At 61.3% G+C, this 18,969-nt stretch carries 20 protein-coding genes and 1 pseudogene (1 of these 21 cut by a window edge); 13 read left to right on the forward strand and 8 right to left on the reverse strand.

From position 1 onward, the window contains the following. Positions 1-77: 77 nt before the first annotated feature. From C442_RS03350 to C442_RS03385, 8 genes are all read right to left on the reverse strand, one after another. Positions 78-956 (reverse strand): CheF family chemotaxis protein, encoded by an 879-nt coding sequence (locus C442_RS03350; protein ID WP_008307812.1) that lies wholly within the window; start codon positions 954-956, stop codon positions 78-80. A 100-nt stretch (positions 957-1,056) separates the two neighbouring features. Further along, the gene (locus C442_RS03355; protein ID WP_008307814.1) at positions 1,057-1,485 is read right to left on the reverse strand and encodes a DUF7112 family protein; all 429 of its coding nucleotides are present in this window, start codon (positions 1,483-1,485) and stop codon (positions 1,057-1,059) included. A 4-nt stretch (positions 1,486-1,489) separates the two neighbouring features. Continuing rightward, the gene (locus tag C442_RS03360) at positions 1,490-1,879 is read right to left on the reverse strand and encodes a 30S ribosomal protein S6e (protein ID WP_008307817.1); all 390 of its coding nucleotides are present in this window, start codon (positions 1,877-1,879) and stop codon (positions 1,490-1,492) included. A gap of 73 nt (positions 1,880-1,952) precedes the next feature. Then, positions 1,953-2,816: a CheF family chemotaxis protein gene (locus C442_RS03365; protein ID WP_008307819.1), complete on the reverse strand. Its 864-nt coding sequence runs from the start codon at positions 2,814-2,816 to the stop codon at positions 1,953-1,955. A gap of 59 nt (positions 2,817-2,875) precedes the next feature. Then, entirely contained in the window at positions 2,876-4,108 is a 1,233-nt protein-coding gene (locus C442_RS03370) for a HEAT repeat domain-containing protein (protein WP_008307821.1), read from the reverse strand. A 6-nt stretch (positions 4,109-4,114) separates the two neighbouring features. Beyond that, a complete protein-coding gene (locus tag C442_RS03375; protein WP_008307823.1) occupies positions 4,115-4,924 on the reverse strand; it encodes a CheR family methyltransferase in 810 nt (269 codons plus the stop codon). After that, the gene (cheA, locus tag C442_RS03380; RefSeq protein ID WP_008307824.1) at positions 4,921-6,912 is read right to left on the reverse strand and encodes a chemotaxis protein CheA; all 1,992 of its coding nucleotides are present in this window, start codon (positions 6,910-6,912) and stop codon (positions 4,921-4,923) included. The genes C442_RS03375 and cheA overlap by 4 nt, the downstream gene beginning before the upstream one ends. Positions 6,913-6,914: 2 nt before the next feature. Next, positions 6,915-8,024 (reverse strand): protein-glutamate methylesterase/protein-glutamine glutaminase, encoded by a 1,110-nt coding sequence (locus C442_RS03385; protein WP_008307826.1) that lies wholly within the window; start codon positions 8,022-8,024, stop codon positions 6,915-6,917. 170 nt (positions 8,025-8,194) lie between these two features. Between C442_RS03385 and C442_RS03390 the strand changes: the two genes are divergently transcribed. From C442_RS03390 to C442_RS03450, 13 genes and pseudogenes are all read left to right on the forward strand, one after another. Next, positions 8,195-8,629, forward strand: a complete 435-nt coding sequence (locus C442_RS03390) for a chemotaxis protein CheW (protein ID WP_008307828.1) — start codon at positions 8,195-8,197, stop codon at positions 8,627-8,629. An 88-nt stretch (positions 8,630-8,717) separates the two neighbouring features. Continuing rightward, complete coding sequence (locus C442_RS03395; RefSeq protein ID WP_008307829.1) at positions 8,718-9,443, forward strand: RAD55 family ATPase; 726 nt, start codon at positions 8,718-8,720, stop codon at positions 9,441-9,443. Between the two features lie 155 nt (positions 9,444-9,598). Beyond that, a complete protein-coding gene (locus C442_RS03400) occupies positions 9,599-9,934 on the forward strand; it encodes an ArsR/SmtB family transcription factor (protein WP_004515272.1) in 336 nt (111 codons plus the stop codon). Between the two features lie 83 nt (positions 9,935-10,017). Next, positions 10,018-10,293, forward strand: a complete 276-nt coding sequence (locus tag C442_RS03405; protein WP_008307830.1) for a DUF7521 family protein — start codon at positions 10,018-10,020, stop codon at positions 10,291-10,293. 361 nt (positions 10,294-10,654) lie between these two features. After that, the gene (locus C442_RS03410; RefSeq protein WP_008307831.1) at positions 10,655-11,278 is read left to right on the forward strand and encodes an archaellin/type IV pilin N-terminal domain-containing protein; all 624 of its coding nucleotides are present in this window, start codon (positions 10,655-10,657) and stop codon (positions 11,276-11,278) included. Between the two features lie 331 nt (positions 11,279-11,609). After that, the gene (locus C442_RS03415) at positions 11,610-12,236 is read left to right on the forward strand and encodes an archaellin/type IV pilin N-terminal domain-containing protein (protein ID WP_008307832.1); all 627 of its coding nucleotides are present in this window, start codon (positions 11,610-11,612) and stop codon (positions 12,234-12,236) included. Between the two features lie 90 nt (positions 12,237-12,326). Continuing rightward, the gene (locus C442_RS03420; RefSeq protein ID WP_004590732.1) at positions 12,327-12,902 is read left to right on the forward strand and encodes a DUF7500 family protein; all 576 of its coding nucleotides are present in this window, start codon (positions 12,327-12,329) and stop codon (positions 12,900-12,902) included. Positions 12,903-13,031: 129 nt separating this feature from the next. After that, the gene (locus C442_RS03425) at positions 13,032-13,514 is read left to right on the forward strand and encodes a hypothetical protein (RefSeq protein WP_008307835.1); all 483 of its coding nucleotides are present in this window, start codon (positions 13,032-13,034) and stop codon (positions 13,512-13,514) included. Further along, on the forward strand, positions 13,511-15,538 hold the full coding sequence (locus C442_RS03430) for a hypothetical protein (protein ID WP_008307837.1): 2,028 nt from the start codon (positions 13,511-13,513) through the stop codon (positions 15,536-15,538). The genes C442_RS03425 and C442_RS03430 overlap by 4 nt, the downstream gene beginning before the upstream one ends. Before the next feature lie 86 nt (positions 15,539-15,624). After that, positions 15,625-15,984 carry a chemotaxis protein CheY gene (cheY, locus tag C442_RS03435; protein ID WP_004515265.1) on the forward strand — a complete coding sequence of 120 codons (360 nt, stop codon included), beginning with the start codon at positions 15,625-15,627 and terminating at the stop codon, positions 15,982-15,984. Then, positions 15,985-17,202, forward strand: coding sequence for a chemotaxis protein CheC (locus C442_RS03440; protein WP_008307839.1), 1,218 nt, complete (start codon positions 15,985-15,987; stop codon positions 17,200-17,202). Then, positions 17,202-17,723, forward strand: coding sequence for a chemotaxis protein CheD (locus C442_RS03445; protein ID WP_008307841.1), 522 nt, complete (start codon positions 17,202-17,204; stop codon positions 17,721-17,723). Before C442_RS03440 ends, C442_RS03445 begins: the two co-directional genes overlap by 1 nt. Before the next feature lie 241 nt (positions 17,724-17,964). Then, positions 17,965-18,969: pseudogene (locus tag C442_RS03450) on the forward strand (FlaD/FlaE family flagellar protein) (it continues 601 nt past the right edge of the window).

Below are 18,969 nucleotides of genomic sequence, written 5' to 3' on the forward strand. Positions count from 1 at the left end.
GGATTGTTGTAGCGATTTACCGGTATGTGTCGACCCCGTGATCGGCACTATCCGGAAATAATCTACAACAATCCGTATCAGGCGTTGACGTCTTCGAGGTGGCGGCTGGCGACGACCTTACCCGTCGGCGTGAGCGCCGGCCCGTCGGCCCCGTCCTGTACGAGCCCGTCAGCGGAGAGGTCCTGAAGAATCATCGATACCTGTGAGGAGTCCTTGCCGAGAATGCTCGCCAGCGGCATCCCGTCCATGTCGCCGGTCGAGTACATGGCGACCAGCACCTCCTTCTTGTCCTTGGTGAGCTCGACGTCTTTGAGCTCTTCCATGAGCTCGGCGTACTCGCGGCGGAGATAGCGCCCGAGGATGGACATCTTACGATTTGAGGCCATCGCGGCCAGCGTCGTCATGGCCGTTCCGTCTTTCATGTGCCGGACTGTCAGTACCGGCCGGCCCGTGCCGTTGATCTCCCGCGTGTTCCGGTCGAAGTCCGACACCGTTTTGAGATCGACGTTGAACGACCCGTCTTTGCGTCGGAACTCGACGTTCCCGGGTGTGAGAAAGAGCTTCGCGGTCTTGAACGACTCGTCGGTGACCCGGCCACCGACGCGGGCGCGCTCTTTGACCGTCGTTTCGGTGCCGTTGATGACAGCCTTGAACAGCACCGTGCCGAACTTCTCGATTTTCTCGTCACCGGCCTCGATGGCTGCGACGAGTCGCTTTCCCTTGCGTTCGAAGGCGATCGTCACCGTCGAGTCGAAGAAATCGCCCAGGTCGGGCGGGACCTGTCCGATGGCGATGTCGAAAATCGAGTCCAGCGGGATCGTCAGCTTGTCGTCCTCGCTCGCGGCCAGTACCAGCCGCTTTTGCGAGAGGACGATCCGACCCCTGATGGGGTCGCCCCGACCGGCCACTTCGGAGTTGAATTTGCCGACGAAATCCGCGATCACTGATTCCGACATTCGTCCGTTACCCGATGTACATCAGCACTGATATTGAGCGTTTCGCGCGAGTATCAGCAGCAAAAATCGGCTTCATTCGGGAGAACGGGGGCCAACGGCGTCAGTTGTCGAGGTTTCGAGCAATATCTGACAGCGAGGCGTCCGGCCCGCCGGTCGCCGTATAGACGACGCGCTTGCCCGGCGTTCGGAGGCCGTACTCGGTTCCGTCGGTTACCACGTCGAGATGTGCTGACCCGCCGAGCGAGACTTCGCTGTCGGCGACCCACTCCGCGAGGCGGTTCGTCCCGTCCCGTTCACGGGCCAGTCGGCGGTTGTCGGCGACGTGTGAGAGCACCGGTTCGCCGTCGAGATTCGTCTCGACGACGGCGTGGTACCGGTCGCCGTCCAGCGCGAGGCGGACGGTGTCGCCGTCGTCGAAATCGAGTTCGTCCGGGAGCACGACCCGCGGTCGGTCGGTTCGGCCGACCGACTCGACGGGAACGCGATGCGTCTCGACGGTTTCGTGGTCACTGGGAACGCGGTCCGGCACTGACTTACTCGTCGTCGTCGCCGAGGAGTTCGGCCACGTCGTCGCTGCCGCGGGCCGTGATCTTCGCGTTGATCTGGCGCGTGTCGTCGCTGACCTCGCGGCCGCGGACGGTGATGCGCTTGCGCTCGCCGTCGGTGGTCGGCTTGAAGCCGACGCCGCCGTCGGACATGATCTCCTTTGTCGTGACGCCGCGAACGTCGGGTCGCATCGGTCGGCCCGAGGTGTCCGAGCCGCCGGTCAGTTCGAGCGTGTAGCCATCGAGGCCGACAGCGCCGCCGTCGACCTCGTCGCCGAGCTCGCGGCCGATGAAGCGGTTTGCGTCCTGTCCGTCGACGTCGATCTGGTAGGTGTGGCCGTCCTCCGGATCGGAGACGGCGACCGTGAATTCTGCCATACCTGTTCTCAATCAACCGCGCTTCAAAAACGCGTCGAACCGTCCGTCCCGGTCGCACCGTCACACGTCTCGGTTACTGGTCGGCCATCGCGTCACTCGCGATCGAGCGGCCGCGGGCCTCAAGCTGGACCTCCCGGCGTGTCCGGACCGGTTCGAGGATGTCAGCCTCCATCAACCGGTCGTACACGTCTTCGACTTCCTCGATCTCCATGTCGACGAAGTCAGGAATCTTGAACGGCGAAATGCCGGAGTACAGCGCCATCAGCACCTGTGTCTCTTTGTCGGAGAGGTCCACGTCGTCGGCGATGTTACGCTGCTCGCCCTGCCGGACGAGCCCCTCGATGAGCGAGACGTGTCGGGGCGTCCCCGAGATGTGGGTCTCGACGCTGGTCCCCTCAATGGTGTGTTCGATCTCCAACAGCGGTCGCTCGTCGCCGCGAATCGTCTTTTCCTTGCTCTCGACGGTGCCCACGTCGTCGATGTCCAGTTCGACGAACGTGCCGCTGGCGATGGCCAGATTGATGCAGTCGCCGTCGAGTTTGAGTCGCCCCTTCTCCCAGCCGCCGTCCTGGACGACACCACCTTTGACTGCGGGATGATTGATGAGGACAACGGTCTGGTCAAGCAGCGTGCTGTAGAGTTTCTCCTGGAACTCATCGGCCTTTTTCGCCGAGATGAGAGTCACGTTCCGGCCGGCCTGCACCTTGACGTAGCTGTCCACCTGTGCGAGGGGCTGGTTCATCTGGCTGGCCGTGACGCTGCTGACTTTCGACAGCGGGATGGTCCGCTTGCCGTCGTTGGTCGCGAGGACGAGGCGCTTGTTCGAGAGGAGGACCCGACCGGGTAGCCACTCGATGTCGTTTCGCTTGCGCCCGTCCGAGACGACCTGGACGAACTTCCCCTTCGTATCGACCAGTGCGTGTTCTCCGTCGCTCATCGGTTAGCCAGCTATCGTTCCCGTGTACGCTCTGCCACGTCTTAATCCACTCGGACGATTCATCCGCGGCCACCGAGCTTCGAGATGGCCGAGAACGCCTTCTTCCGGATCACGTCGTGTTCGGTCTCGTCGATGAGTTTGTCAAGCGTCTTCCGGGACCGCTCGCCCCCGACCTTCCCGAGCGTGAAGATAGCCTGTCCCCGGATCTCGGGGTCGACGTCGTCGTCCTGCACGATTTTGAGCAGCCGCCGCTCCACCATGTTGTCGTCGTCGCCGAGTTCGGCGAGACTGGTCGCGGCGAACTGCCGGAGCATCTGGTCGTCCTCGCCGAGCGCGTCGACGAGCGATTCGATGACTCGGTCCCGCTCCTCCTGGCTGGTGACCCGGCCGAGCATCCAGGCGGTGTTGCGCCGCTGGGCCGCTTGCGTACTCTCTTCGAGAATCTCGACCAGCGGCACGACGACGCTGCGGTCGTCTGTGTTCGAGAGCTTCTCGACGACGGTGTCCCGTATCTGGTGGCTCTGGTCGGTCGGGACGTTCGACAGGAGTTCGATGAGCGAGTAGACGGCTGTCCGGCGGACGGCGGCCGACTCGTCCGAGAGAGCTTCGATGAGATAGTCGACGGGCCGGTCGTTGCCGAAGTTCCCGAACCCGCCGACGGCGATGCGCCGGACCCGCTCGTCATCGTCCTCGTACAGCGGGAGCAGCGCCTGCAACGCCTGCCGGTTCCCGATGTTTCCCAGCGCGTCCGCCCCCTCGCGCCTGACGGCGGCTTTCGGGTCCGTCAGCACGTTTTCGAGGGGGGTCGTCGCCCGCGAGTCGCCGATCTTCCCGGCCGACCGGGCCGCCCGCGCTCGTACTCGCGGGTCTGGGTCCTCGAAGCGCTCTGCCAGCTTCGGAACCGCGTCGGCTTGATCGAGGTTCCCGAGGCCGTTGGCCGCTGCCATCCGGAGTTCCGGCACATCGGCGTCGAGTACCTGCATGTACGCCTTCGCCTTCACCCAGTCTGCGGCGTCGTCTTCGAGGTCGACGCCGGCCATACTCCCGATGAGTTGCGTGATCGCGTCGTCGCCGAGTTCGTCCAGCGAGTCGATGGCCGCGCCGGTGATCGCGTCGCTGTCGCTCTGGGCCGCGTCTACGAGCGCGTTGACCACGTCGCGCCGGTCGTCGTGGTCGTCGAAGTTCCCCAGTAGCTCCGCGGCGCGGGTCTTGACCCGCTCGTTGTCGCTCTCTCTGAGGAGGCGGATGAGTTCCTGTGCCTTGCCGTCCCGTTCCAGTTCGTAGAGGCTCATTGGTCGCTACACACGCCGGTAGATGCGGTGGCGTTTGTCGACCGCTTCGAAGGAGTCCCGACACTCCGCGGGCAGCGTCTCGGTCATGCCGATCATGAGGTAGCCGCCCTCGCGGAGCGATCCGCGGATCGTCTCGAAGATGGGGACCTTGAACTCCGAATCGATGTAGATGAGGAGGTTTCGGCAGAACACCAGATCGAAATCGCGTTTGGGGTCCCCTCGGATGAGGTCGTGTTGCTCGAACGTGACCATCTCCTTGACCCGGTCCCGAACCTCAAACGTGTTGCCGTCCTGCTCGATGTACTTCGTGTAATCGTCCAGCGGCTCCAACTCGTCGGCGATGTCGGTCGTCTGGGAGGTCGCGTAGGTGCCCTTTCGGGCCTCTTCGAGGATGTCGGCGTTGATGTCCGTCGCCGTGATCTCGACTCGGCGGGCGTCGACCTTGGGGTCGTCGAGCGCCAGCATCGCCGCCGAATACGGCTCGCGGCCGTCGGCACTCGGGGCCGACCAGAGCCGGACGGTGCGGTTGTTCTCCGTGAGTTCTCGGAGGACCGGCCGCAGTCGTTCCCACGCGTCCGGGTTCCGGAAGAAGCCGGTGACGTTGATCGACAGCGAATCGAGCAGTTCCTCGCGCTCGCCGTCGTCGCGCTCCAGCAGTCGCTGGTAGGACTGGTAGTCCTCGGTGTCGGTCCGGCGCATCCGCGCGGTGATGCGGCGGTCGAGATACGAGTCGTTGTAAAAGCCCGACTCGAAGTCCATCTCCTCGCCGATGAACTCCACGAGGTCCTCGAAGGTGCGCTCGCTACCTTTGTTCATAGGGTCACCACGTCGAGGATGTGGACGATGTTCCCGTCGCCGAGGACGGCCGTGCCCGAGAGGCCGGGCGTTCCCGAGAGGATACCCTCCAGGGGCTTGACGACGACCTCCTCCTGGCTGTTGACCGAGTCACAGTGGAGCGCGACCTGGCGCTCGGATTCGCGGATGCGGACGAGCATCCCGTCGCCGTTTGCCGTCTCGCCCTCGATGTCGAAGGTGTCGTCGAGGTGGATGACCGGGTAGATCTCGTCGTTGTGCTTGATGACTTCCTGACCGTTGACCTGCTTCGCCTCCTCTGTTCCGGTAATCTCGTCGACGTTCTTGATCGGGACGCCGTACTCCTCGCCGCCGACCTTGACGAACAGCACTTTGACGATAGCCATCGTCACCGGCAGGCGCAGCGAGACCGTCGTTCCCTCGCCCGGTTCGGAGTCGACGCTGACCGACCCGTCGAGCTGAGAGACTGTGTCGTGGACGACGTCCATGCCGACGCCGCGCCCGCTGGTGTCAGTCACTTCGTCGGCCGTCGAGAAGCCGGGATGGAACACGAGGTCGTACACCGCGGAGTCGTCCATCGCGTCCAGTTCCTCGGGCGAGCGGACGCCCTTTTCGACGGCCTTCTCCCTGATTCCACTCACGTCGAGCCCGGCCCCGTCGTCTTCGACTTCGATGATGACGTGGTCGCGCTCGCGGGAGGCCCGGAGCGTGATGTGGCCAGTCGGGTCCTTGCCTGCCTGTTCTCGCTCCTCGGGCGACTCGATGCCGTGGTCGACGGCGTTCCGGAGGATGTGCATCAGCGGGTCCGAGATCTCGGTGAGGATGGTCCGGTCGAGTTCGATGTCCTCGCCCTCGATCTCGAACTCGATGTCCTTGTCGAGTTCGCGCGCGAGGTCCCGGACGAGCCGCGGGAACTTCCCGACGACCTTCTTCAGCGGGATGAGCCGCATATCCATCACCGTGTTCTGGAGGTTCGCCGTGATCTTGTCCAGTTCGTTCAGCGTCTCGCCGGTGGAGTCGAGGTCGTCTTTCTCGACACCACGCCGGAGCTTGATTCGGCTCGTGACCAGTTGCTCGACGAGCCCGTGGAGGTCGTCGAGCTGGTCCACGTCGACGCGGACGGACTTGATCTCGTCGACGCTGTGTTCCTCTTCGGCACCCGGGTTCGGGTCCGAGCCTGCGTTCGAACCCGTGTCAGTACTCTCGATAGCATCGGAGCCGGTGTCTGCGTCGCTCACCAGTTCGTCGGTCACGTCGGTCACGTCGAAGCTGTCGACCTTGCCGGTCGTCCCCAGTTCGGCGTCGACGGTCGCCGCGTCGGGGCCGTCGAGATACAGGACGAACGTGTCCTCGAACTCGCCGTCCTCGATATCGGCACGGCTCGGACTCGAATCGAGAATGTCGAACCGCCCCTCGATAGACTCGACGGCCAGCATCGAGTCGACGCCGAGCATGTCCGACTCCCCGACGCTGATCTCGGCCTGCAGGACTCGCTCGTTGACAGCGTCGGCGTCGATGTCGGCATCGCTGACGCTGGCATCCGTGGAGAGCGACTCGTCGCTGTCCGAGGAGTCGCCGTCGTCCGCCGTTTCGGTGTCGCCCGCGGCGGCGGCCCCTTCTTCGAGGACGGCGCGGAGCTCTTCGACCATCTCGTCGGTCTCCGTCCCCGATTCGCCGTGCTCTTCGATCTCCCCGACGATGACCTCGATCTTGTCGACGCCGGCGAAGACGAGATCCATCAGGTCCGGCGTGACCTCCATCTCGCCCTGGCGCATCTCGTCGAGCAGGTCCTCCATCGCGTGCGCGAGGTTCGCTGCGTTGTCGAAACCCATCGCTCCGAAGTTCCCCTTCAGCGTGTGGGCTGTCCGGAAGATCGAATCCATCGCCTCCGTGTTGGAGGGGTCGGACTCGAGTTCGAGCAGCGAGTTGTTGAGTTCGGTAATCGCTTCTTCACTTTCACGGATGAATGCGTCTAAATACTGGTCGTCCATTGTCAGGTCACCTCAGTGGTAATCGTGTCGATAATGCCGTCCGCAATGTCGTCGATAGGCAAGACAGTGTCCACACAGCCCGTCTCGGCGGCGCGCTTTGGCATGCCGTACACCGCGGACGTGGCCTCGTCCTGTGCGATGGTCTTGCCACCGGCCTGCTTGATCCGCCGAATCCCGTCCGCGCCGTCCTCGCCCATCCCGGTGAGGATGAGGCCGACGAGCGGGTCGTCGATCGTCTCCGCGGCCGTCCGCATCGTCACGTCGACTGCCGGACGGACGCTGTTGACCGGTTCGTCCTGTGTCAGCTTCGTCCGCAGTCGGCCGTTCCGGTAGTTCTTGACCTCCATGTGCCGGTCGCCGGCAGCGACGAGTCCCTCGCCGCCGCCGATGCGCGCCCCGTCTGTGGCCTCCCGGACCTCGTAATCACTTCGCGTGTTGATCCGCTCGGCGAACCGGCCGGTGAACCCCTCCGGCATATGCTGGATAATGAGCACCCGGAGGTCGGCCTCGATGGGGAGGTTTTCCATTACCTGTTCCACCATCTTCGGGCCGCCGGTCGAAGAGCCGATGACGAGCGTCGGGTTCGCAACGTAGGTCGTCTGACTCGACGAGCCTCCGGTTGCCCTCCGGTCAGTGGCTGAACTGCCAGCCGTCGGTGAGCCCGCTCCGCTGTCGCTGGTTGTCCCGCCGTGGCTGTGTGTCGCGCCAACATCGACCGCCGCGACGGAGCTGACCATCTCGACCAGCTGGTCTTTCAGGCGTGACATCTCCATCGACACCTCGCCACCGGGCTTGGTGAAGAAGTCGACCGCGCCCTTATCGAGGGCCTCGAACGTCACGTCGGCGTTTTCGTCGGTGTGGGCCGACAGCATCAACACCGGTGTCGGAGACTCCGCCATGATGCGCTCCGTCGCCTCGATGCCGTTCATTACCGGCATCTCGACGTCCATCGTCACGACGTCCGGTTTGTGTTCGATAACGGCCGACACTGCCTCCTCGCCATCACGCGCCTGCGCGACGACATCGATACCGCCATCGCTGAGGATATCAGAGATGACACTCCGCATGAAGTGAGAGTCGTCTGCGACCACGGCGCGGACACCATCTGCCATATCACCAACGCTCCCGTCGGACAGGAGACATCGGCGAACGAGACATCCTCATACCTACTTCCAAATCCCGTCCGGCCCCGAAATAAATACTCCGCCCACGTAATCAAAGTTGATAGCCCAGCAGGCACCTTTATGCGCCCCTGTCCGCGACAGTTTGGATAAGAACCGCAATGGCAGCACAGTCAGCCACCACCGGCCAGGTACTCGAGTTCCAGCTCGGCTCGGAAACGTACTGCGTGAGTATCGACTACGTGACTGAGATCGTCGATATCGGCGAACTCACGTCCGTCCCGAACGCCCCGCCGCACGTCCGTGGCGTCATGGACCTTCGCGGGCGCACGACATCGATCGTCGACCCCAAGGTCGTCTTCGGTATCGAGGACGAGGGCGAAGAGAAGCGCATCATCGTCTTCGACCCGGAGATCGTCGAGGAACAGGGCGCGGCCGGCTGGCTCGTCGACGAGGTGTATCAGGTAGTCCAGATCACGCCGGAGCAGGTCGACCGGTCCCCCGCGAACGACGCCGGCTCAATCCGGGGCGTGATCAAGCGAGATGACAGTTTTGTTATCTGGGTGGACCCCGCCATCGTCCACGCTGGTGACTGATTCCGGTTTGTTTAGCGACACACCAGCAAGACTTTTTAACATTCCCGACAGAGAAGTATCCAATCAACTTTCAGTTCCTTCCGAAACTATGATTGAGCAAACCAAAACGGGGATCGAGGGCCTCGACGACATTCTGAACGGTGGCATTGTGAAGAACTCGACGACACTGGTGAGCGGCAACCCCGGGGCCGGGAAATCGATCCTCTGTCTCCAGTACATCTACAACGGCGTCGAAAAATACGACGAGAAGGGCATCTACCTCTCTTTCGAGGAGGACGAGTCAGACCTCCGGGAGGCCGCCGAATCTCTCGGCTTCGACAACTGGCAGGACCACGTCGAAAACGGCGACATCAAGGTGTACGACAAGCAGGTGCTCCTGCGCGAGAACGACTTCACCTCCTCGCTGGATATTCTGCTGGAGGAACTCGAAGACGGTGACTACGACCGACTGGTGCTTGACTCGCTTGCCATGTTCGAACTGTTCTTCGAAAACGAGAAGGAGAAGCGGACGTATCTCCTGAAGTTCACCGATATCCTCAGCGACAGCGGTCTCACGACGCTGATGACCAACGAACAGGGGGCCGTCTTCCCGGACACCGAGATCGGGCTGGAGAACTATCTGACCGACGGCAACATCTACCTTATCCAGACGCCGACTGATACCGGTGTGAACAGATACGTCTGGGTCGCCAAGATGCGAAAGCAGAACATCGAGACGGACATCTATCCGATGGAGATCGACCGCGGCGGTATCGATGTCCACCAGAACGCCAGCGCCTTCTCGATGATGAGCGAGGAAGAATCACCAATTTAGCGATACAATAAAGCCATTATTACTCGGTAGAACGACGGATACAGCGGCACAGGCCGCTGTTTTCGTACGAGCGTCCTGTAGTGCGTGTTTGTCTCCTTTCAGTCGATATCACAGGCGATAGCTTTATTATCGACTGAATTTATGATTTGATAACGATGGATTCAGGGGAGATTCTTCAGACGCTTGGCAATAAATACAGTGCCGAAATCCTCGACGCGACGGACGAACCGGTCTCCGCACAGGAACTCAGCGACGAACTCGGAATCCCCATCGCGACGTGTTACCGACGCATCGACGAACTGACCGAACACGACCTCCTGGAACTACACGACAACATCCTCTCTGACGACCGCCGACGTATCAAGGTGTATCGGCGGAACGTGGACGAGGTCCGGGTCGATTTCGACGACGAACTGACTGTCCACATCGAAGAGCGGTCGGAAGTCACTAACAAACTCGACGAGGCGTGGCGGACTCTATCTGAGCGGTAGAACGCCTCTTCTCGGCGTTATCACGAAAGATATTTTCGAGCGTGGATTTAATAACGGGTTCGCTGTAGCCCTGTACAGTGCTGATGATAGAACTTCTCTATGCCATATCGACGCTGGTGTTCGTCGTGGCCGGACTGACAATGGTTGGGATGGCCATGCGGGCGTACGTCCAAACATCCCGGCAGGCGATGCTTCACCTCTCGGTGGGATTTTCGCTTGCAATCGCGGGCGCGGCCGCGACGATGATTAGCGCGTTCATCAACGACTTCGAGGGCGTACGGTCGTTGTTGCTAGTCAACAGTGGGTTGACGACGTTCGGCTATCTGTTCGTGATGTACAGTCTCGTCACGTACGAGTGAGTGTGTTTCTCGACTGCATCAGCTGACCACCCTGCCCGTGAGCGGATTTCTCTGTCGACTCCGGTTTCAACGTCTATTTTCGTATAGACCGCACCAGCTTGCACGCAACACGATACCTCTCGACCACACACAAGACAACCAGCTATTTCCATCGCTGATACCAACCTATAGAAGCAATTAAATCTGATTCTTAGAGGCGACGTAGCTCAGTTATCTTCTTCAGACCTAACTATAGGTGTTCTTCTATCGAAACACCTCTTCAGCCCCTCAGAGACTTATTATCAAGTAATATAATTCGGGGGGAGGTATTATTACTGACGAAAAGAACGGTTGCATAGGGTCAGACAGACCCGGATTAACAATGCTAACGGAACTAACGAACGACGACGACCGCGGGCAGGTCGGTATCGGTACCCTGATCGTGTTCATCGCGATGGTGCTGGTGGCGGCAATCGCTGCGGGCGTCCTGATCAACACGGCCGGCTTCCTCCAGAGCAGCGCCGAGGAAACCGGACAACAGAGCAGTGACCAAGTGACGAACCGACTGCAGCTCGTCAACGCCGTCGGTGAAGACATTCAATCATCCAGTAGTACAATCGACACGGTCAAGCTGACCGTGAAGAAGGCACCCGGTGCAGGTAACATCGATCTCGGCAGTACGATCGCCCAGTGGGTCGACTCCAGTGGCACGTACGACCTCACCTACGAAGGGACCTACGACGGTAACCCGGGCGCGAGCGAGTTCTCCGTCGCTGACGTCCAGGACGATGACGGCTCGATTTCGGGAAGCCAGGTCCTGAACGACCCGTCTGACCGCGCGACGATCATCTTCAGCGCCGAAGAGATCCGCGGTGGCGCTGCCGATGACGGCCTCGGAGAGGGTGAGACGGCGACGGTTCGCCTGAACACCCAGTCCGGCGGCACGACGACTGCTCGGTTGGTCGTCCCGGAGACTCTGTCTGGTAATTCCGCAGTCAGCCTCTAAGGCGTCATATCTTTCAGTTTCAATTGCTGATATACTCGTAGCTTATTTCTGCCTTCTGCGTGCTTTCCACCGGTTAGCTTGCGGCACACTACTGGCTCCGACACGTAACGGTCATTTAGGAGTCCTCACACGGCCAGACGTTTTTGTTGACTACTGCTCTCAGAGATAGAATTCAGCGCTCCGTCTATTCTCGGACAAATATCTGTTTTGGCCGCTGAGACTGTTGCTTACGACGATCAGTGACTTGGTTATCAAGACGTATAATTTGAGAGGAGGTATTATTACCCATGAAAAGAGTCAACAGATAGGGTCAGACAGACCCGGATTAACAATGCTAACGGAACTAACGAACGACGACGACCGCGGGCAGGTCGGTATCGGCACCCTGATCGTGTTCATCGCGATGGTGCTGGTGGCGGCAATCGCTGCGGGCGTCCTGATCAACACGGCCGGCTTCCTCCAGAGCAGCGCCGAGGAAACCGGACAACAGAGCAGTGACCAAGTGACGAACCGACTGCAGCTCGTCAACGCCGTCGGTGAAGACATCGATTCTTCAAGCAACACGATCGACACGGTCAAGCTGACCGTGAAGAAGGCACCCGGTGCGGGGAACATCGACATCGGTAGTACGATCGCCCAGTGGGTCGACACTACTGGCTCGTACGACCTCACCTCGTCTGGCTACAGTGACACCCCGGACCCCGACGGGTCCTCCTTCGCTGTCGCCGATGTTCAGGACGACGACGACTCGATTTCAGGGAGCCAGGTCCTGAACGATCCGTCTGACCGCGCGACGATCGTCTTCAGTGCCGAGCTGATCCGCGGAAGCGGCACCGGTGACGGCCTCGGTGAGGGTGAGACGGCGACGGTTCGCCTGAACACCCAGTCCGGTGGCACGACGACCGCTCGGCTGGTCGTCCCGGAGACTCTGTCTGGTAACTCCGCAGTCAGCCTCTAAATTCGGTTATCTTTTCGGTTCGACGTAGTTCTCTTTTCGTCCACCCTGACCAGCGACGGAGTTATACGATAGCCTCACACACTAGTACCTATGGCTCGGCGGTCAGACGAACCGAATCCGGAAGAGGGCAAGGTACTCTCGCCCGAAGAGCTCGATATCGCCGACGACGAGCACGTCACTGAAATCGACGAGGGCCGCTACGTCGTTTCGTCGGACGTCCGCACTGACGACTCCTACGGGAATCAGGTTTCGTCGGATTCGGCGTCTGAATCCCCGCCGTCTCCTGCACCGGACCCGGAGCCGTCGACTCCCGAGTTCTCGGATGCAAACGTCCACGAGTGGCTCGCCGAACAGATGGCCGACTCGAACGCCAGATACGGCTTCGACGTGACCGCGAAGTTCGACGGCGACGTCGACCAGCAGCAGCTCGCTTCCAACGACATCGTCACCGTTTTCGAGAGCTTCATGCTCTGGTACGGCCGTCAGATGGACGGGTCGACACCGGTCGAGGAAGTGCTGGGTATTCTGCTGTCGGAATCGAACGTGCCGGTTCGCTATCCGCCAGCGGTCATCAAACAGCTCGTCCGGTCGACGCAACTGACGCCGGACGATTCTATCGCTGATCTCTTGGAAGCCGTCGAGGCCGCCGACGGTGCCGAACTCTGAGACGGGGCGCTGTAGGTCATTTCCACAACGACCACCTGCAATCGAGCAGCTATCGCGATGAACAGGGGCAGCAACCTGCCCAACCGACGAGGGATTTAAATCCGGGCACGGCAGTGTGTAGGGTAGATAATGGTCCCGCGCCATCCGCCGACGGCCGTTGCCCTGTTCGTTCTGGTAACGCTCGTCGTGACGGGACCACTCGTCGGCGTCGACGCTGTCAGGACACAGCCGACGACTATCGGCGACGGGACGGCGACTGTCAGTTCCGTCCAACTGCCGACGTCGGAGATACGGTTCACTGACGGTCGGTTCGGCACGAACGTCGCGTATCTCCGAGTGCCCGATGCCAGTGTGACTGTCGACTCCGTGACGGGGCGTCCGAGACTGCTGTATCAGGTCGCGGTCCCTGCGCTCGACATCTCCCTCGAAGACGAACAGGTCCTTTCGGACGGTCAGTCCGGGACGTACCGGCTCGCACCCGGTGACAGAGCGGTCACGCCGTCGTCACTGGAGCGGGACGTGTACAGGGGGACCGTCCTGCTTCGTGTCCAGAGCTTTGAAACCGCTGAGACAATCGTTGCTGAAAACGTGACAGTGCAGGTGGAGCAATGATTCGAGACGCCGAGCAGTTCACTGGCCGCTGCCGACAGGTCGGAACGGCAATCTTCGGTGACCGCTACGGCTATGCCCTCTGGCTCGGCCTGCTCGTGACGTTCGGGCTCTACTGGCGCGTTGGGATTTTCGTCACCGACACGTACACCACTGCCAACGCACTCGTCGCTGTCTCGAACGGGCACCTCCACATCGTAGAGACGCCGTACTCCCTGACACTCGGCGCGCAACCGGGTCTGCACGAGGCCGGCGGCAGGCTTTACGGACGCAACTACGGCCAGATACTTCTGGCTGTCCCGCTGGTCTGGGCGTTGCAAGCGCTGTCCGTGCTCATTACACCCCGGCTACTGCTCCTTGGACTCTGGTCGGGCACTGCGCTCGTCTTCGTGGCTCACGTCAGCGTGCTCGGACAGCGCCACACCAATGTCGCCAAGCGAACGGTGCTGTGGGTCGGTAGTGGTCTCGTCGCTGTCCTGTTTCTGGTCGGTGCGCTGGCAGCAACAGCCCTCCCGGACACTTCGCTCCCAATAGCCGCGTTCCAGATCTCGACGATGCTCGCAGCAGCGACGACCGGCGTCGTTCTCTACCGCCTCGTCGGAATCTGGCACGACCGCTCAGTCGCCCTGGCGGCTGGTGTCGCAATCGGTATCGCCTCGTCTGTCGGGTTCTGGGCTTCGCTTCCGAAACGGCACGTTCTGGTAGGGCTATTGATACTGACGACGGTGTATCTGTTCGCTCGGAGCCGAGTTGCGTATGCCGACGCCGAATTTCGGCTCGGGCTGGGTTTTCGTGCCGGCGCGTACATCGCCGCTGGTCTGGTAACCTGGACCCACGCCTTCGAGGGCTTTTTTCTCGTGGTGACGCTGGCTCTCGTAGACCTTGTCACTGCAAGGCGAAACTCGCTTCTCCATCTGGCCGTTGCCGCCCTCGCGCTCTTCCTCGGCTCGCTCCCGATGCTCGTGACGAACTTCCTTATCTCTGGGAACCCGGTCAAACCGCCGCGGTTGCTATCCGCCGTCGGGGGTGCGAACGTCGAATTCACACCTGAGACCGGCGGCGATGCCGGAACCGGTGGCGGTAGCGGCACTGGCGGCACTGAGGGTGCCGGAACGGACGGTGGGACTGGCGGGGGCTCCGACGGAAGTGGTGGCGGGTCTAGTGGTGGCAGTGATTCCACAGGGGCGGACGGTGATACCGGAACGCCGATCATAACACCGATTCTCGGCCTGTTCGACCGGATCATGGGACCTGCGGCCCCCGCGATGGTGTTCGTCTCGGATGCGGTCAGCCGTGGTCTCGACGTCCTGGCTACGCCCGAGCGAATGTCACAGATTTTCCTGCGGAGCGGCTCCGCGCCACAGATCAACTACGCTCCTAACTCCTACGAGGCGATCGAACTCACGATGGTCGAGGCCGTCCCGCTTTTCGGCGCGGTCGCGGCACTCCCCGTGGTCCTAGTCCGGTCAGTTGCTCAGCGGAGGCGGCAGTGGAATGTCCGTCCGTCGCACTATTCCCCCCGAACCCAGACCGATATGCTCGGTACGGCCCTCGCAGCTGTGTTCACGCTCGTCTATCTGAGCCGCCTGCCACTGCACACACAGCTCACTGTTCGATATCTGCTGCCGACGGTCCCGCTGATCATGTACGGTGTCGTTCGGATTCCGGCGGTCCACGAAACCGTCAGCGACGCGAAGCGGTGGCTCGCCGGCGGGTACGCTGCGAGTACCATTGGTGGGCTCCTCATCGGACTCGGCGTCGTTGCCGGACTTGATCTGGCGCTCGGGGAAGCGGTACAGTTCCACGCACTCCTCAATCTCGGTGGTGCCGTGGTCTGTGCTGGGGCTGTGCTGGGCCGCACACTCGTTCCCGACCGCGTCCCGTCCAGAGTGGGCGCACTGGGTCTGGCGCTCCCGGCGGGGCTGACGACAGCGTACCTCCTCCTCTCGGGGCTCGTGTACTTCCAGTACGGCCCCTTCGCGCTCGATTTCATCCGCGTTCTCACACCGCATCTCCCTGCGGTGTAACTGGGTTTCGGGACCCACCGATATCACACGCGATAATTTACGGGACACCTTTATCTAACTCATCACGATATGTAGGCTTGATAGGCATGCCAGACGTACTGATCGCCGACGATTCAGAGTTTATGCGTAACCTCCTCCGCGAGATTCTCGAAGAAGACCACGAGATCGTTGGGGAGGTCGAGAACGGTGTCGAAGCTGTCGAAGTGTTCAAAGAAGAAGGGCCAGACCTGGTGATGATGGACATCGTGATGCCCATCCGGGACGGCATCGAGGCCACGGACGAGATCAAATCCTCCAATCCCGACGCGAACGTCATCATGTGTACAAGTGTCGGTCAGGAAGAGAAGATGAAGGAGGCCGTGAAAGCGGGGGCTGACGGATACATCACCAAGCCGTTCCAGAAACCCAGCGTGATGGAGGCTATCGAGGACGTCGTCCCGTCATAGATGAACGTCGATATTCAGTCGCTCGGCACGTTCAACCAACTCGCTCACGAGGGGGCCGAACAGGCCACGCAGTCGATGGGCCAGATGACGGGCATCGATGCCGTCGTCGACGTAACCAAGATAACGCTGCTCGACAGAGCAGACGTCGGCGAGGAACTGGCCGGCCGTGACTTCGTCGGCGTCCAGTTCTCTTTCGATGGCGTTCTGGAGGGCGATACCGTTCTTGCCTTCGACGTAGACAGCGCCGGCACGATCACCGAGGAGATGATGCCCGGTAGCAGCGACGACGAGGCGATGGCCAGGAGTGGCATCGAGGAGATCGGCAACATCATGATGAGCGGTTTCATCGACGGCTGGGCCGACTACGTCGGTGCGACCATCGACCACTCGCCGCCGGAGTACATCGAGGAGTCCGGCGGTGACGTGCTTCCCGATGCACCCGAGAACGGCGACCACCAGCAGGTGTTCGTGTTCAAATCGGAGATCGAATGGATCGACGAGTCGGTGAACTTCTACATCTACATGCTCCCTGAGTACGAATCGCTCACGGAGATGATGATGGACCACGTCGACACGGACGGTGACGCCATCCCCATCGACAAGCTCCAGACGTTCAACGAGATGACGACCAGCGGCACCCAGAAAGCCGCTGACAACGTCGAGATGATGACCGGCATCCCGACCGAGTCGGAGGTGACACAGATCAGTTTCGCCCCCATCGAGGACGTGCCAAAGCAGATCGGCACGGACACGTTCGTCGGGACGGTCGTCGAGTTCACCGGGACGCCCAGTGGCTACCTCATGGTGCTGTTCGACGAGGTCTCCGCGATCAACGTCGCGGAGGCGATGATGCCCATCGAGATGGACAGCGACGAGCTAACCGACCAGCACAAGGCCGCCATCGAGGAACTGGGGAACATCATGACGAGCGGGTTCGTCGACGGCTGGGCGAACGTCCTGCAGACCTCAGTCGAGCACACGCCGCCGCGGGTCGTCCACGACATGGGGCGGGCGATTATGGACCCGCTGGCGGCGCAGGTCGGACAGTATCAGGAGCACGCGTTCATCATCGACTCCCAGATGCGGACCGACGACATCGAGTTCCAGGCTGAGATTCACGCCCTGCCCAACGAGAAAGAGCTTCGCGCCGCCCTCGACGACCTCGATGTCGAGCGGGCGACCGAGACGGGCGCGGACGTCGAACAGATATTCAAATAATGAAAGTATACGATGGTAGCCAGACGGATAGTCCCGCACAGAGTTCGCCCGAGCGCATCAAGGTCGGCATCGCGGAGTACAAGGTGACTACGGAGCCGGCCGTGCTGACCACGAGCGGGCTGGGCTCCTGTATCGGGATTGCGGTATACGACACCCGTAACACGGTGGCCGGTCTCGTTCACGTCATGCTTCCGTCGGCGGCCGATATCGACGGCGGCAACCATGCGAAGTTCGCGGACACGGGCATCGAGGCGCTCATCGAGGCCATGGCGGATGCCGGGGCGTCGACGGAGGCGATGGAAGCGAAAATAGCCGGTGGGAGTGACATGCTCGATTTCTCCGAGAACGGCTCCTCCATCGGCTCGCGAAACGCCAAGAAGGTGCGCGAGACACTTGAGGAACACGGCGTACCCGTCGTTGGTGAGGACCTCGGCGGTGATCACGGCCGGTCTGTAAAACTCGAAGCGGACACCGGAAATTTCGTTGTCAAAAGCGCGAACACGGATTCGATAACGCTGTGACGTCTGCGAGCAGGACTCGTGCGCGACTCAGAGCGTCAGACGGATGACCGCCGCTCGTCTGCCGGGGGCGCACTGACCCTCTCTGTTCCCTGATTTTCTTTCCGAAATTAACCTGAAATGTAACAGGCTAGTACTTGAATCGTTAATTTACTGTATCTGAGTCGGGAAAATGGGATATTATTATCAAATATGATACGCTAAGGGGAATATTCAAGAGTAGAAACAGCATGAGATACAAGAGATGAGTAGTCTCGCTCTCGTGCCGCTGGCTCCAGCCGTCTCACCGGAACTGGTTGGACTGGCACCCGCCCTCTTTGTCTTGCTGACCGGCGGGCTGGTCGGTATGAGCATCAAGAATATGTTCGATTCGATTCTATCGGACGACGAGAGCGGGGACGCGAGCGAGGACGGCGGTGGCGGCGAGATGGCCGACGGCGGCGGTCTGATGGCCGACGACGGCGGTGGCGGTGACGACGACCTCGGCGGTCTGGGTGGGCTCGACGATGGCGGCGACGACATGGGCGGGTTCGGTGACGACGAGTTCGGCGACATGGAGGACGCGAGCGGACCCGACACCGACGAACTGGAACACCGCCTCGACGAACTGGAAAACGAGGTCGGTAGCCTCTCCTCGACGGTCAACACGGTTCGGACAGAAAACGAGAGCATCTCCGAGTCCGTCGAAGAGACCGAGGAGAACGTCCGGAAACTGCTCGATATCTACGAGATGGTCACCCGTGGCGTCAACCCCTTCGCCGACGACGTCGACGGCGGCATGGGTGGCATGGCTGAAGGCGGTTCCTTCGGCCTGTTCGACGACGACGGGAGCGACGATACCGAGGAGGACATCGACGACGACGTCGCCAACGCCGACGCAGAGGGCTTTTTCGACGAAGACCTGACGGAGGACACTGGCGGCGACATGTCGATGGACGACGGCGGTGTCGACGACATGTTTCCCGACGACGGTGGCGACGACATGGGCGGCTTCGAGGACGACGGCGGGTCGTTCGACGAGGAGTTCGACGACTTCGACGACACGGAGGACGACATGAGCATGGACGATGGGATGAGCATGGACGACGGGGAGAGTATGGACGAGGACAGCGACGACGGCGACGGCGGCAAATCGTTCGCAGAGCTCAAAGACGAGTACGAGTCCGGCGACGCCGAGTGGGCCGAGGGCGAGGAACCCGAGGAAGAAGCGGACGACGACGATGACCCTGTCTCTTATACACATCTCTGA

It is taken from the genome of Haloarcula amylolytica JCM 13557 (assembly GCF_000336615.1).
Lineage (GTDB): Archaea > Halobacteriota > Halobacteria > Halobacteriales > Haloarculaceae > Haloarcula > Haloarcula amylolytica.